Below are 13,453 nucleotides of genomic sequence, written 5' to 3'. Positions count from 1 at the left end.
CGTCGGCCGCCGAGCCCGCCAGCCGCGAAGCCCGTCTGCCGCCGGCCCCCGCCGGCACCGGCAGAGGCTCAGGCCGCGACCGCCGCCTCGGCGATCTGGTCCGCGGTGGGCCGCACGCGCGGGGCGCCCAGCGCGGTCAGGATGTTGACCGCCGCGAACAGCGCCGCCGCGAACAACCCGCGCTCGAAGCCCCCCACCAGCGCGTCCTGCGGGTTCGTCCCACCGGCCAGCAGGCCCTCGACGTGCGAGGTGGCCAGCGTGGTGATCACCGCGAGGCCGACCGCGCCGCCCACCTGGTAGCCCGCGTTCACCACGCCGGAGGCCGCGCCTGCCTCGTCCGCCCGGACACCGGCGACCGCAGCGATCATCGCCGGGGTGCCGGTCGCGATGATGCCGATCCCGAACAGGATCAAGCCGGGCAACAGCTGCGTGGCGTACGCACCGGTGGCGTCCGCGCGGGTGAGCAGCAGCAGTCCGACGACGCTGAGCACCGAACCACCGAACTGCACCGGCTTCGTGCCGTACCGGGTGACCATCTGGGACGCGACCAGGGCGCTCACGATCGCGGCGATGCCCATGGGCAGGAAGGCCAGGCCGGTCTCCAGCGCGGTCAGGCCACGGACCTGCTGCAGGAAGATCGCCGTCAGGAAGAACATGGCCAGGAATCCGGCGCCGTTGAGGGCCAGGGCCAGCACGGACGTACGCAGGCCGCGCGAGCGGAACAGGTGCAGTGGCACGAGCGGCGCGGCGGAACGGGCCTCGACCCGCAGGAAGAGCGCCAGCAGGGCGAGCCCACCGGCCAGCAGCGCGATCACCTCGGCGGAGCCCCAGCCGAGCGGCTCGGCCCGGATGACCCCGAGCACGACGGCCAGCAGGCCACCCGTGCCGAGCACGGCACCGGCCACATCGAACGTACGGCGGCCCGCCGGGCGTACCCGCGACTCCGCGACGAACACCGGCGCCAGCGCGACCAGCGCGATCGCGATCGGAACGTTGACCAGGAACACCCACCGCCAGCTCAGCGAGTCGACCAGCAGGCCGCCCGCGATCACGCCCAGGGTCCCGCCGAGACCCGCCAGGCCACCCCAGATCCCCATGGCGATGTTGCGCTCGCGGCCGTGCGCGAACGTCACGGTGAGGATGGCGAATGCGGCGGGCGACAGCAGCGCACCGCCGAGCCCCTGCACGGCGCGCATGACCACGAGCTGCTCGGGGGCGGAGGCCAGGCCCGCCACCAGCGAGGTGAGCCCGAACAGCAGCAGACCCGCGATGAAGACCCGGCGGCGGCCGAGCAGGTCGGCGGCACGGCCGCCGAGCAGCAGGAAACCCCCGAAGATCAAGGTGTACGCGCTGATGACCCACTGCAGGCCCGACGGCGAGAAGCCGAGGTCCTGCTGGATGTCGGGGAGCGCGACGTTCACGATCGTCACGTCGAGCACCACCATGAACTGGGCGAGCGCCAGCACCACCAGCGCCGACCACGGACTGCGTTTCACGTCCACCTCCGTCAGCGTCCGCCACACTATGCGGCGTACATGTACACCGTATACGTACGGCGTACAGCAGCGTCAAGTTTCGACGTCGAAGGAGGTGGACTTGGTCAGGTCCGGCGTACGCCGCGCGTGCCCTGCACCAGGAGATCGATGTTGAGAGCGAAGTAGTCGTCCGGGTCCGCGCAGCCGACCAGGGCGGGCGCGGCGGCCACGACGTGCGGGTACCGCGTCGGCGAGAGCACCTCGAGCGCCGCCCGCTTGTGCCGGAAGATCTCCTCGCGGGCCTCGGCATCGGCGGCGTTGTGCGGGTTCGGATCCGAGGTGACCAGCGTGATCACTGCGCAGAGCAGATAGCGCCCGATCTGGGCCGCCCGGGCCGGGGCGAACCCGCCCTCCTCGAGCAGGGTCAGCGCCCGCTCCGCCAGAGCGAGGCCCGGCTCGGAGGCGAGGATCCGCTTCAGCGCGAGCCCGGCCACCGCCGGGTGCGGCTGGATCGCGGCCAGGAAGGCGCGCAGGACGTCACCCAGCTGCTCGTCCCAGCCGCCGACCCCGGGCTCGGGCAGCCGCACCGCCGCGACGAGGAACTCCGCGATGCCGTCGAGCAGCGCGTCCTTGTCGTTGAAGTGCCAGTACATGGCCATCGGGGTGACGCCGTGTTCCTGGGCGAGCCGGCGGATCGTCACCGCGTCGAGCCCTTCCGCGTCGGCCAGGGAAACAGCGCTCGCCACAATCGCATCCCGGCTCAGACGAGGCCGCGTCGCCGTACGTCGGTTGGCCATCCGACCACTTTACGACGCGGGCCCGGAGAGACAGGGATCACGCTCAGCGCACCGAAACTATGACCCTGGGTCAACGATTGACTCCGCAGAGTATCTGCGGACGCGGTTAATGGCGATCCAAATCTCTTCAGCTCGGCCCCCCGGGGCCGATGAGCACGGGTGGACGGGAAGGAGGTGGCCGGTGAACGGCAGCGCGATCTGTGCCGAGCAGCTGTCGGCTGCGCTGCTGGCGATCGAGGAACGCATCCTCTGGAACGCCGAGGCCGACCTCAAACTCGCCGCTGAACTCGAAACCCGGGCCGTCGAACTGGGCGACGAGTCACTCGCCGCCCGCGCCCGCCTGTGTCGCACGAACATGCTCATGCGCACCGGCGACGTCGCCGGGGCCGCCCGGCAGATCTACGACTGCTACGAATGGGCGGTCGAACACGAGGACCGACGGCTGCAGGCCCGTACCCACCTGATCTGGGCGAACATCCAGCGTCTGCTCGGCGACTTCGCCAAGTGCCTGGAGCACTCGCTGAGCGCCGTCGAGCTCCTCGACGAGTCCGCCACCCCGTTCATGCAGGTGTGGCACCGCGCCAAGCTGGCCGACTCGCTGGGCATCAACGGCGCGATGGACGCGGCCCGCCCGCGCTACCTCCAGGCGGAGGACCTGGCCCGCGAGCTGGGCCTGTGGGAAACGCTCACCAGCGTGCTCAACAACTGGGCCTACACCGAGTTCGCCGCCGGGGACTTCGTCCGCGCCCAGGAGGTGGTCCAGCGCCTGAACAGGCACGCGGTGACGCACGGCTTCGAGCTGGACGCCGCGACGCTGGACACGATCGGCGCGATCCAGATCGAGAACGGCGAGTACGCCGCGGCCGAGGAGACCATGCGGGTCTGCATCGCCCGGCACGAGGCGGGCCTGCGCGAGGACGCCGACGATCTGCCCGAGTTCCTGCTCACCATGGCCCGCGCCCAGCGCTGCATGGGCGCCCTCGACCGGGCGCAGGCCAGCTTGGACACCGCCCGCCTGCTGTGCGTCGAACGCGAACTGCACGAGGTGCTGGTCCGGGTGCACCAGGAGCAGGCCGAGCTGCACGCCGCCCGCGGCGAGTTCGCCGAGGCGTTCGCGATGCACAAGACCTTCTACGCCGCCCACGAGAGCCTGCGCTCCAAGCAGCGCGAGGCCCAGGCGCAGACCCGGCAGGCCATGTTCGAGACCGCCGAGGCCCGCGAGGAGGCCGAACGCTTCCGCGAGCAGGCCCGCCGCGACCCGCTGACCGGCCTGCGCAACCGGCGCTACATCGACGAGGAACTGCCCGCCCTGATCGCGGCCGACCCCGAACTCACCGTGGCCATCGTCGACCTCGACCACTTCAAGCGGATCAACGACCAGCTCTCCCACGACGTCGGCGACCAGGTGCTGGTGCAGGTCGCCAAGCTGCTGGAGACGGAGCTGGCGGCGGTCGCACCGGACGGGTTCGTCGGCCGTCTCGGCGGCGAGGAGTTCCTCATGGTGCTGCCCCGGACGCCGGTGACCACCGCGACCACGCGGCTCGACGAGGTACGGCGGGCCATCCGCGCGTACGACTGGTGGAGCATCACCGGCGACCTGCCCGTCACCGTGAGCATCGGCGTGGCCGGTCTCCACGAGGTGCCGGACCTCAGCCAGTCCGCCATGCTGTCCACGGCAGACCGCAACCTGTACGTCGCCAAGCGGGGCGGACGCGACCGGGTCGTGTCCGGCATGGCCCGCGACGGGCGTACCCGCTCGTACCGCGATCGCGACGCCGCCTGATCCTCTCGGGACGCCCCGCCATGCAATAGCGCTCCAGGGCGACAGACGATCGAGCGACGGGGCTGAATTTCATCCGCGAAGCCCGCTAGTCTGACCACAGTGGCCGATTCGACACCCTGACCGGGCGTCGGGCGGTCACTGACCAGACAGAGATCGTCGCGATGAGATCAGTTTCGGTCAGGCCCGCCGGCGTCGACCGCGCACCGGCCCGACCGGGATCAGGAGGCGGGCGTGGAGCAGGGCAAGGACGTTCCTCCGGCGGCGGAGCACGCGCCCCCGGGGGTGAACATCAATGTGCCCCATTCGGCCCGCATCTACGACTACTGGCTCGGCGGCAAGGACAACTTCGCGGTCGACCGCGCGGTCGGCGAGGCCATGATCCAGGCGATCCCGGACCTGCGCTACATGGCCGGAGAGAATCGCAAGTTCGTCCACCGCGCCGCCCGTGACCTGGTCGCGAAGGAGGGCATCCGGCAGTTCCTGGACATCGGTACGGGCATTCCGACCCGGCCCAACCTGCACGAGGTCGCCCAGGAGCTCGCCCCGGAGACCCGGGTGGTGTACGTCGACAACGATCCCATCGTGCTGGTGCACGCCCGCGCCCTCATGATGAGTTCGGCGCAGGGCCGCAGCGAGTACATCTCGGCCGACATCCGCGAGCCGGGGGCCATCCTCAGCGATCAGGTCCTGGCCGACACGCTCGACCTGACCCAGCCGGTGGGCCTCACGTTGATCGCGATCCTCATGCTGCTGGCGGACACGGCGGACCCGTGGGACAAGGTCGCCCAACTGCGCGACGCACTGCCGTCCGGCAGCTGCCTCGCGATCACCCACCCCACGGCGGACTTCAACCCGGATGAGGTGGGGCGCGCCGTGGATGCCGCCACCGGCGCCGGCATGACGCTGGTCTGCCGTTCCCGCGACGAGGTGCAGCGCTTCTTCGGCGACTGGGAGATGCTCGAGCCCGGCCTGGTGCCGGTGTCCGCCTGGCGTCCGGATGTCCCGGTCGACCGCCCCGAGGCGGCGTACTACTGGGCCGGGGTGGCCCGCAAGCCCTGACGTTCCGGCCGGTCGGGCAGCCCGGCACGGGGGGACCCGACCGCCCGACCGGTGCCTCATGGCCGCAGCCGTGGCCGCTTGCGGGCGGGCGGCACCGGCATCCGCTGGGCGCGCACCAGCACCTGCCGGCGCGCGCCCTCCCGGCCCGCCGGGTCGAGAACGACCCCCTCGACCTCCAGCCAGGTGTCCCCCTCGTGGGGCACCGGCCTGGCCCATTCGACCCGATCCACCTTGAGGATCAGCGGCCCCTGGCCGTAGCAGTAGTCCGTCTCGGCGAAGACGTGCACCGGCCGCGACGGCACCGCGGCCCGGAGACGTCCGCCCCGGATAGTCGGGGCTGAGCGCGGCCACATCGTCCGCGCCGGCGCGATCCCGAGGCGCCGGCGCCGGACACATCGGACCGGCTCATTCACTCTCGTCGGACTCACCGCCCTTGGCCGGGGCCACCTTGCCCGGCGCCGGTGCGCGGCGGCCCGCCGGACGGCAGAGCGCATATCGCACGCCACCGAACCGGTGCGTCACCACGCTGGCCCGCGTCGATGCGGCCCGGACCTCGTCCGTGACCGGCTCGTCGCGGTAGACGAGCGAAAGGTTTCCCCTCCGTTGCGTCTCGACGGCCTCGTAGCCGCCGGGATCGGAGAGTTCGGGGCCGATGTTGGGAATCGACATGGCAAGCGCTCCTCCGCTCGGGCGCCCCCGCCAGGGAGCCCCGCGGGAAGGTCGCAGAGGTCGATGTCCGCGACCGGCCCGTCACTCACGGATGTCACCGTAAGTGACACCCCTTCATTTCCGTACGTGCGTTATCATGCTCACAATCCTGTTCTGACGCAAGGCCAGATGCACGTGCATTTGCACAAGGAGTCCGGCCGGTGGAGGCGGAGGGTTGTTCGGACACCGGTCGACAGCCGATCGGGGACAGACGTAGGGAGCTTGGTATGAAGCGCATCGTCAACGGCATGCCCGCGGGTCAGTTGTCCGGCGTGACGTGGCAGAAGAGTGGCCGCAGCAACCCGAGCGGCAACTGCGTCGAGTGCGCCGCCCTGCCCGACGGCGGCGTCGCGGTACGCAACTCCAGGGACCCCCACGGACCGGCGCTGGTCTACACGGCGGCCGAGATCGAGGCGTTCATCCTCGGCGTACGCGACGGAGACTTCGACAACCTGCTCGGCTGAGCAGGAGACCACAGCGACCCGAGCCGCCCGGCCTATCCGATCCGGCCGACCTCGTACAGCAGCTTGCCGAGGATCTCCGGGGTGTGGCCGGGCGGTTCCGCGTCGATGCAGACCCGCTCCATGGCCATCGCGTAGTGGTCGACGTCGTCGCGCTTGTCCAGATAGATCCCGCTGGTGAGCTGCTCGACGTAGACCACGTCCGGCAGCTCCGGCTCCGGGAAGCGCAGAATCGCGAACGGGCCACCGGCGGCGGCATGCCCGCCCGCGTGGAACGGCAGGATCTGCAGCCGCACACTGGGCAGCTTGGACGCCTCGATGAGCGCCTCGATCTGCCGGCGCATCACCTCGACCCCGCCGATCGGCCGGCGCAGCACCGCCTCGTCGATGACCGCCCACAGCTGCGGCGCGTTGGGCCGGGTCAGAATCTGCTGGCGCTGACGGCGCAGCTCCACCCGGCGGTTGATCTCCTCGGTCGTCGCGCCCGCATGCCCGAGCAGGATGACCGCACGGGCGTACTCGGGAGTCTGCAGTAGACCGGGGACGAACTGGATCTCGTACGTCCGGATCAGCGACGCCGCCGCCTCCAGACCGAGATACGCCTGGAACCAGTTCGGCAGGACGTCGCTGTAGTGGTGCCACCAGCCCGGATTGTTCGCCTGCCGGGCCAGGCCGAGCAGCGCCTCGCGCTCCTTGGTGTCCGTGACGCCATACATCGTGAGCAGGTCGGCGACGTCGCGCTCCTTGAAGCTGACCCGGCCGAGCTCCATCCGGCTGATCTTGGATCCCGAGGCGCGGATCTCGTAGCCGGCGTCGTCGCGGCTGATGCCCCTGCCCTCGCGCAGGCGACGCAGCTGCGCCCCCAACAGGATGCGCAGCACGGTGGGGCCGCTCTGCGGCGCCTCGTCCCGACCTGCGGCCACCTGACTCCTCGTCACCATTGCTGGGCTGCCCGATCGCAGTCCCTCCGCATCCTAAAGGGGAGATCGCGTGGCGTGAAACCGAACGCCCTGTTCGTACGCCCTTCCGCACAGGACTGATGCACGTGCAGAGTGCCTTGCGAACGCATGTGATCCCGAGCATGATAGCTGACAAACGCGTATCCGCCCGCTGACACAACGTGCTGTTGGTCCACTGGCTCGGCAACCTCGACCGTTCGGCCGAGACACCTCGCCGGGCGACGGCCCGACGCCCTCGACGATCCGCGTCCACCGAGGAGGCATCTCGATGTCCACCCCGACCATCGGTCCGCCGGAACGCGACCCGGCCGACGTGGCACCAGCGGACAGCTACCGCAAGGCGGACCTGGTCTGGGTCTACCGGGACGGCTGGCGAGCCGGGATCATCGAGGCGGCGTCGCGGTACGCCGTCACCGTCACGTACCGCCCCGGCAGCAACCCCGGCACGGGGGTGGACACCTTCACCGCGCCGTACGTGACCCGGCGCGCCGATGAGGATCCAGCGCTGGACCGGCGCTCCCCCGCCGGCCTGGCCATGCGCCGGCCGTACGCATGATCGGGGCGATCGCGGTCGCCGCCCTTGTCGGGCTGGCCAGCCTCCTCGCCGGGGTCTTGCTGGGGTGGCACCTGCGCCGGACGAACAACTGGTGCCCCGGCTGCGGCGACCAGCTGGCCTGCACCGCTTGCGGCGAACCGGCCACCCGCCCGCACGACCCGGAGCCCGCCGGCAGCCGGTAGGTCAGCCAACCCCGCCCACCAGCCACCGGGCCGGACCGCCGACGGGCAGGGGCCCGGCGTCGTTCCAGGTCAGCGGAGACCTGGTAACAACCCACGGTGTTACGTTTCACGGGTGACATCGATGCGCCAGCAGCCCGCCGCAACGCCGGGTGAGTGCACCCGCGGCGACGCGGGACTGGCGCGCGCCTTCCAGTTCCTCGGTAAACGGTGGAACGCGGCCGTGCTGGGCAGCCTCAGCGCGGGCCCGGCGGGGTTCCGCGAACTGGCGCGCAGCATCGAGGGGATCAGCGACTCCGTGCTGTCGAACCGGCTGGTCTCGCTGGCCGAGGCCGGGCTGATCAGCCGTACGGTCGACGCCGGTCCCCCGGTCTCCGTCACGTACGCCCTGACCGAGCGCGGCGAGGCGCTGATGCCCGCGCTGGCGCAGATCTCCGCCTGGGCCGAGGAGCACCTGCCCGCGGACGCGGGCTGCCGCACGCCCGAACCCTCTTGCTGAGCACTGTTGCCCCGGTCACATCACTGGCGCCTCGCCGTCCATAGCCACTAGCTTTTCAGGAGTGGATATCACTTCTGAAGCAGTGCTGACCCGGCCCCGCCTCGACACCGACGGCCGGGCCCTGCTGTTCACCGACGCCCGCACCGCGAACTCCTTCGCTGACACCCCGGTCACCGACACGGAGCTGGCGGAGATCTGGGAACTGGCCAAGTGGCCCCCGACCGCGGCGAACACGCAGCCCCTGCGCGTGCTCTACGTCCGCACCCCGGAGGGCAAGCAACGCCTGCTCCCGCTGATGAGCGACGGGAACCGGGACAAGACCGCCGCGGCTCCGGTCACCGCGGTGCTCGCCGTTGACAGCCAGTACCACGAGCACATCCCGGAACTGTTCCCGCACAAGCCGGAACTCAAGGACGTGTTCGCGGCCGACTCCGCGCTGCGGGACGGCTCCGGCCAGTTCAACGCGGCGCTGCAGGCCGGCTACTTCCTGCTGGCGGTACGGGCGGTCGGCCTCGTGGCGGGGCCGATGGCGGGGTTCGACCGGGCCGGGGTGGACGCAGAGTTCTTCGCCGACGGCCGGTTCCGCTCGCTGCTGGTGGTCAACATCGGTCACCCGGGCGAGAACCCGTGGTTCGGCCGCCTGCCCCGGCTGCCGCACACCGCATCGGTGCACTGGGCCTGAGAGGACGACTGGGCCTGAGAGGACGACCGGGCCTGAGAGGCGACGACTGGGCCGGGGACCGTCAGCGCCAGCGGTCGCCGGTGAGCCGTTCGTAGACCTCGACGTAGCGGTTGCGGGTCGCCTCGACCACCTCGTCCGGGATCTCCGGACCGGGTGCGGTGCGATCCCAGCCGGTCAGGCCCGCCGACCAGTCCCGCAGGAACTGCTTGTCGAGGTATCGCTGTGCGCCGCCGGGCTGCCACTCGGCGGCCGCCCAGAACCGCGACGAATCAGGGGTCAGCAGCTCGTCGCCGAGCGTCAGGGTCCCGCTGCGGGAGAAGCCCAGCTCGATCTTGGTGTCCGCGATGAGGATGCCCCGCTCCGCCGCGATCGCCGAGCCGCGCCGGTAGATCTCCAGCGTGATCCGCCGCAGTTCGGCGGCGACGTCCGCGCCGACCTGCGACTCGACGTCGGCGTAGGTGATGAACTCGTCGTGTCCCTCGCCCGGCGCCACCTTCGTCGTCGGGGTGAAGACCGGCTCGGGCAGCCGCGAACCCTCGATCAGGCCCGGAGGCAGCGCGACGCCGGAGACCGCCCCGTCCTTTTCGTACTCCTTCAGGCCGGAGCCGGCCAGGTAACCGCGAGCGATGCACTCCACCATGACCATCCGCAGGCGCTCGCAGCGCACGGCCCGCCCGGTCCACTCGGCGGGCACGTCGGTGGCGGAGATGATGTGGTGCGGGGCGACGTCGGCGAGCTGCTCGAACCACCACAGCGACAGCTGAGTGAGGATCTTTCCCTTGTCGGGGATCGGCGTGGGCAGCACGACGTCGTAGATCGAGACCCGGTCGGAGGCGACGAGCAGCAGGTCGTCACCGTCGGCGTACACGTCCCTGACCTTGCCCGAGTGCAGTAGCTCCACGTGCTTCCCTCCGCCGCGCGTCCGACTCCGCTCACGGTATCGGACCTGCGGGGACACGCGGAGACGGCCCGGCCCGGTCAGGAGTCGGACGAGCGGCGGCGCACGGCCCACAGGCCGACACCGATCAGTACGGCCAGCGACAGCATGCAGAACACCAGCGCGAGGACGTCGAACGGCTTGATGGCACCCATGATCGAAAAGTAGCTCGGACAGGCGAATATATCGATCCGGTGCCGTGGCCGTTACGCTGCGCCCTTGTCATCCGCCGCCGAGACGGACCCGTGGCTGCGCCCCGAATGGGACAAGGCGGCCCTGCTGACCATCGACGTGCAGGTCGACTTCATCGAAGGCGGCGCGAACCCCGTCCCCGGCACCGCGGCGGTGCTGCCCGCCGTCACCGAACTGCTGACCGCGTTCCGTACGGCGGGCCGCCCGGTGGTGCACGTGGTCCGGTTGTACGACGGCGCCGACGTCGACCTGGTCCGGCGCGGGCTGCTGGCCACCGGCGCCCCGATCGTGCGGCCCGGCTCCCCTGGCGCTCAGCCGGCCGCGCCGTTGCGCCCGGTCACCGCGCCGCCACTGGACCCGGCGATGCTGCTGTCCGGTGACTTCCAGCAGTGGGGGCCCGCGGAGTGGGTGATGTGGAAACCGCGGTGGGGCGCGTTCCACCGTACTGATCTGGAGGGGTTTCTGCGGCGGCGCGGGGTGACCACGGTCGTGGTGGCCGGGTGCAATTTCCCGAACTGTCCACGCGCGACCATCGTGCAGGCCAGCGAGCGGGATCTGCGCGTGGTGCTGGCCGCCGACGCGATGTCGGGGCTGCGGGACTGGCACGTGGCGGAGACCGAGGGGATCGGCGTACTGCCCCTGCCGGTGGAGGCGATCGCGGCGGCCCTGCCCGGCGCTGCCGTGTCCTGAGCCGTTATGCGGCGAGGCGGTCGCGTCCGGCGCGTTTGGCGGTGTAGAGGTGTTCGTCGGCGGTGGCGAAGAGTTGTTCGCCGGTCATGCCGGGGAGTAGTGAGGCGAGTCCCATGCTGACGGTGACGCGCAGGCCGAGGGCGGTTTTGTGCCAGTCGTGGTCGCGGATGCTGGTGCGCATGCGGGCGGCGATGCGGGTGGCGGTGGTGAGGTCGGTGGCGAGGAAGACGCCGAATTCGTCGCCGCCGAAGCGGGCGGGCAGGTCGGAGGCGCGGCATTCGGTGCGCAGGATGTGGCCGATTTCGCGCAGGACGTCGTCGCCGACGGCGTGGGAGAAGTTGTCGTTGATGTGCTTGAAGTTGTCCACATCGACCAGCAGCAGGCACATCTGATCGGTGACCGCGCGCGCGTCCGTTGCCACGGCCGCCATCCGGCGGTCGAAGCCGCGCCGGTTCGCCAGCCTGGTCAGCGGATCGGTCTGGGCGGCGGTGTCCGCGGTGGCGTGGTCGGCTTCGAGTTGGACGCGGCGGCGGGCCTGGCGCAGCATGGCGACCCGGTCCAGCCGCAGCCGCCACAGCTGCTGGGCGTGTGCGCGTACCGCTGACAGCAGGTGCCGGGTGGCCTCGCTCGGCGCGGACTCCGCGGCGATCAGGGCCAGCTCGTACTGAAAAATCAGGCGGTGCCGCGCCGCGCCCGCCAGGGCGCACAGCTGCTCGGCCGCGATCAGCTCGCGCGCCGCCTTCTCATACTTGCCGAGGCTGCGCAGCGCCACGCCGTAGGCGAGGTGGGCGAGCCGGGCGTCGAAGTGCCGGCTGTCGGCGTGCAGGTCAGGGATGACCGAGGCCGCCAGCCGCAGTGCCTCCTCCGCCTGACCCGTCTTGGCCAGACCGCAGGCCAGCAGCGCACCCAGCATCGCCTGGTCGGAGCCGAGCTGGGAGTCGGGGTCGGCGTCCGGGTCCAGCCAGGGGCGGGTCAACGTGATGACGTCCCGGAAACGGACCCCGGCCTCCTCGAAGCGGCCCACGTGATCCAGGCGCAGTCCCCATTCCAGCAGCGCCTCGGCGCGTTGCAGGTCACGGATGACCCGGCGGGTGGGGTCGATGGAGTCCAGATTCGGTTCGGCGTTGGTGGCCGTGTCGGCCAGCTCGTACAGCTCGGCCCAGCGGGCGGCCTCCGCGACCGACGACATGGCCGCGTAGTACCAGGCGTTGCGCGGGCAGGACTCCAGGGCGGTCATGGCCGCGGCGAGCTGGTGCAGACCTTCTTCAAGGCGGCCCATGCGCGACATCACGTCGGCCATGTCGGCGTTGGCCTTCGCCCGGCCGACTCGGGAGACGGAGCGACGGATCAGGTCACGCGACATGAACTCGGCCTCTGTGTAGCGGCCCAGCTCGGTCAGCGCGTACGAGTGGGACTGCACGATCGCGCGGGCCGACTGCCAGTCGCCGAACGCCTCCATGATCCACAGGTACTCGCCCGCGAGTTCGAGGACCTCCTCGTAGCGGCCCTCGCCGTACATCTGGCGCAGGCGGCGCGCGGGGCTGGTCAGCGTCCCGAACTGCTCGATGGGCACCGGAAGCGCAGAGCTCGACTCCATGCTTCCTCCTCCGGGACGGTCGCTACCACTAGGTAACTTCTCGGCTACGGTCGGTGCAGCATTAGCCAAGCGCGCCGCAATGACGCCTTCGACACGTCACCCAACGGCACCTCGTGCGGCCGCGGATCGGCCCGGCCGACGCGCCCGCGCGGCGCGGGGGCCCTCGGCACGCCCGTGACCAGGCGATTGCCGCCTCGACGGAGCCCGCCTCAGTAGCATCGGCGGGCGATGGACACCTGGCAGATGATCCGGGCCGAACGGCAATCCCTGGTGGAAGGGCTGGCGGCGCTGTCGGCCGCCGCGTGGGACCAGCCGTCGCTGTGCGCGGGGTGGACCGTACGCGACGTCGTGGGCCACGTGATCGCCACGGCCTCCATGACTCCGCCGCGCTTCTTCGCGAAGCTGATCGGCAGCGGGTTCCGCTTCGACGCGATGGTGAACAAGGAGATCGCCGCGGTGATCGCCGGACGTGGCGACGCCGATCTCGTCGAGCTGCTGCGGGCGCGTGTCGACGCGCGTACCGCGCCGCCGGGACCGGCCCTGTCGTGGCTGGGCGAGACGATCGTGCACGGCGAGGACGTGTTCCGCGCCGTCGGCGGGTACCGGGAGCATCCGGTGCCGCATCTGGTCGCGGTCGCCGACTTCTACCAGGGCAGCAACCTGCTGATCGGCGCCAAGAGCCGGATCGCGGGGGTCTGCCTGACCGCCACCGACACGCCGTGGCGGCACGGCAGCGGACCGGAGGCCGCCGGACCGCTCGTCGCTCTGATCATGGCGATGACCGGACGTACGGCGGCCCTCGACGATCTGGCCGGCGACGGCGTCGCGGTGCTGCGCGAGCGCGCCGCCGGGCGGCGAGGGTAGCGACCATCACGGTCC

At 71.1% G+C, this 13,453-nt stretch carries 16 protein-coding genes; 9 read left to right on the top strand and 7 right to left on the bottom strand.

Annotated elements, in window-relative coordinates; all coding sequences use genetic code 11:
• Window positions 1-68 precede the first annotated feature (68 nt).
• Window positions 69-1,496 (bottom strand): MFS transporter, encoded by a 1,428-nt coding sequence (locus ACMCNN_RS00285; protein ID WP_412744169.1) that lies wholly within the window; start codon window positions 1,494-1,496, stop codon window positions 69-71.
• Window positions 1,497-1,600: 104 nt separating this feature from the next.
• On the bottom strand, window positions 1,601-2,221 hold the full coding sequence (locus ACMCNN_RS00280) for a TetR/AcrR family transcriptional regulator (RefSeq protein ID WP_412744168.1): 621 nt from the start codon (window positions 2,219-2,221) through the stop codon (window positions 1,601-1,603).
• 232 nt (window positions 2,222-2,453) lie between these two features.
• Here ACMCNN_RS00280 and ACMCNN_RS00275 point away from each other — a divergent pair, with 232 nt between their 5' ends.
• Both ACMCNN_RS00275 and ACMCNN_RS00270 read left to right on the top strand, forming a co-directional pair.
• Window positions 2,454-4,055 carry a diguanylate cyclase gene (locus ACMCNN_RS00275; protein ID WP_412744167.1) on the top strand — a complete coding sequence of 534 codons (1,602 nt, stop codon included), beginning with the start codon at window positions 2,454-2,456 and terminating at the stop codon, window positions 4,053-4,055.
• Between the two features lie 282 nt (window positions 4,056-4,337).
• Window positions 4,338-5,114, top strand: a complete 777-nt coding sequence (locus tag ACMCNN_RS00270; protein ID WP_412746991.1) for an SAM-dependent methyltransferase — start codon at window positions 4,338-4,340, stop codon at window positions 5,112-5,114.
• A 56-nt stretch (window positions 5,115-5,170) separates the two neighbouring features.
• Here the strand turns inward: ACMCNN_RS00270 and ACMCNN_RS00265 are convergent, their stop codons facing one another.
• Entirely contained in the window at window positions 5,171-5,401 is a 231-nt protein-coding gene (locus ACMCNN_RS00265; RefSeq protein ID WP_412744166.1) for a hypothetical protein, read from the bottom strand.
• Window positions 5,402-5,519: 118 nt separating this feature from the next.
• Window positions 5,520-5,783 (bottom strand): hypothetical protein, encoded by a 264-nt coding sequence (locus tag ACMCNN_RS00260; RefSeq protein ID WP_412744165.1) that lies wholly within the window; start codon window positions 5,781-5,783, stop codon window positions 5,520-5,522.
• 266 nt (window positions 5,784-6,049) lie between these two features.
• Between ACMCNN_RS00260 and ACMCNN_RS00255 the strand changes: the two genes are divergently transcribed.
• Window positions 6,050-6,286 (top strand): DUF397 domain-containing protein, encoded by a 237-nt coding sequence (locus ACMCNN_RS00255; RefSeq protein WP_412744164.1) that lies wholly within the window; start codon window positions 6,050-6,052, stop codon window positions 6,284-6,286.
• 32 nt (window positions 6,287-6,318) lie between these two features.
• Here the strand turns inward: ACMCNN_RS00255 and ACMCNN_RS00250 are convergent, their stop codons facing one another.
• Window positions 6,319-7,206, bottom strand: coding sequence for a helix-turn-helix domain-containing protein (locus tag ACMCNN_RS00250; protein WP_412744163.1), 888 nt, complete (start codon window positions 7,204-7,206; stop codon window positions 6,319-6,321).
• Window positions 7,207-7,510: 304 nt separating this feature from the next.
• On the opposite strand from ACMCNN_RS00250, the gene ACMCNN_RS00245 reads away from it, so the two are divergent.
• The 4 genes from ACMCNN_RS00245 (at window position 7,511) to ACMCNN_RS00230 (ending at window position 9,158) form a co-directional block, all read left to right on the top strand.
• Entirely contained in the window at window positions 7,511-7,798 is a 288-nt protein-coding gene (locus ACMCNN_RS00245; RefSeq protein ID WP_412744162.1) for a hypothetical protein, read from the top strand.
• Window positions 7,795-7,980, top strand: coding sequence for a hypothetical protein (locus ACMCNN_RS00240; protein ID WP_412744161.1), 186 nt, complete (start codon window positions 7,795-7,797; stop codon window positions 7,978-7,980). The genes ACMCNN_RS00245 and ACMCNN_RS00240 overlap by 4 nt, the downstream gene beginning before the upstream one ends.
• A gap of 121 nt (window positions 7,981-8,101) precedes the next feature.
• Window positions 8,102-8,476, top strand: coding sequence for a winged helix-turn-helix transcriptional regulator (locus ACMCNN_RS00235; RefSeq protein ID WP_412746990.1), 375 nt, complete (start codon window positions 8,102-8,104; stop codon window positions 8,474-8,476).
• Between the two features lie 61 nt (window positions 8,477-8,537).
• A complete protein-coding gene (locus tag ACMCNN_RS00230) occupies window positions 8,538-9,158 on the top strand; it encodes a malonic semialdehyde reductase (protein WP_412744160.1) in 621 nt (206 codons plus the stop codon).
• A 61-nt stretch (window positions 9,159-9,219) separates the two neighbouring features.
• Here the strand turns inward: ACMCNN_RS00230 and ACMCNN_RS00225 are convergent, their stop codons facing one another.
• Window positions 9,220-10,059: a phosphoribosylaminoimidazolesuccinocarboxamide synthase gene (locus ACMCNN_RS00225; RefSeq protein WP_412744159.1), complete on the bottom strand. Its 840-nt coding sequence runs from the start codon at window positions 10,057-10,059 to the stop codon at window positions 9,220-9,222.
• Window positions 10,060-10,314: 255 nt separating this feature from the next.
• On the opposite strand from ACMCNN_RS00225, the gene ACMCNN_RS00220 reads away from it, so the two are divergent.
• A complete protein-coding gene (locus tag ACMCNN_RS00220) occupies window positions 10,315-10,977 on the top strand; it encodes a cysteine hydrolase family protein (RefSeq protein ID WP_412744158.1) in 663 nt (220 codons plus the stop codon).
• A gap of 4 nt (window positions 10,978-10,981) precedes the next feature.
• Here ACMCNN_RS00220 and ACMCNN_RS00215 read toward each other — a convergent pair whose 3' ends face one another.
• Complete coding sequence (locus ACMCNN_RS00215; RefSeq protein ID WP_412744157.1) at window positions 10,982-12,574, bottom strand: diguanylate cyclase; 1,593 nt, start codon at window positions 12,572-12,574, stop codon at window positions 10,982-10,984.
• Window positions 12,575-12,802: 228 nt separating this feature from the next.
• Here ACMCNN_RS00215 and ACMCNN_RS00210 point away from each other — a divergent pair, with 228 nt between their 5' ends.
• A complete protein-coding gene (locus tag ACMCNN_RS00210) occupies window positions 12,803-13,438 on the top strand; it encodes a maleylpyruvate isomerase family mycothiol-dependent enzyme (RefSeq protein WP_412744156.1) in 636 nt (211 codons plus the stop codon).
• Window positions 13,439-13,453: the final 15 nt, after the last annotated feature.

The organism is Krasilnikovia sp. MM14-A1004 (genome assembly GCF_047159485.1).
GTDB lineage: Bacteria > Actinomycetota > Actinomycetes > Mycobacteriales > Micromonosporaceae > Actinoplanes.
This window is presented reverse-complemented; position numbering and strand designations above follow the sequence as displayed.

Excerpts from the sequence above, each read along its gene's own strand:
- ACMCNN_RS00235 (WP_412746990.1), top strand. The coding sequence starts at position 8,102 with ATGCGCCAGCAGCCCGCCGCAACGCCGGGTGAGTGCACCCGCGGCGAC.
- ACMCNN_RS00255 (WP_412744164.1), top strand. The coding sequence starts at position 6,050 with ATGAAGCGCATCGTCAACGGCATGCCCGCGGGTCAGTTGTCCGGCGTG.
- ACMCNN_RS00260 (WP_412744165.1), bottom strand. The coding sequence starts at position 5,783 with ATGTCGATTCCCAACATCGGCCCCGAACTCTCCGATCCCGGCGGCTAC.
- ACMCNN_RS00240 (WP_412744161.1), top strand. The coding sequence starts at position 7,795 with ATGATCGGGGCGATCGCGGTCGCCGCCCTTGTCGGGCTGGCCAGCCTC.
- ACMCNN_RS00210 (WP_412744156.1), top strand. The coding sequence starts at position 12,803 with ATGGACACCTGGCAGATGATCCGGGCCGAACGGCAATCCCTGGTGGAA.
- ACMCNN_RS00215 (WP_412744157.1), bottom strand. The coding sequence starts at position 12,574 with ATGGAGTCGAGCTCTGCGCTTCCGGTGCCCATCGAGCAGTTCGGGACG.
- ACMCNN_RS00245 (WP_412744162.1), top strand. The coding sequence starts at position 7,511 with ATGTCCACCCCGACCATCGGTCCGCCGGAACGCGACCCGGCCGACGTG.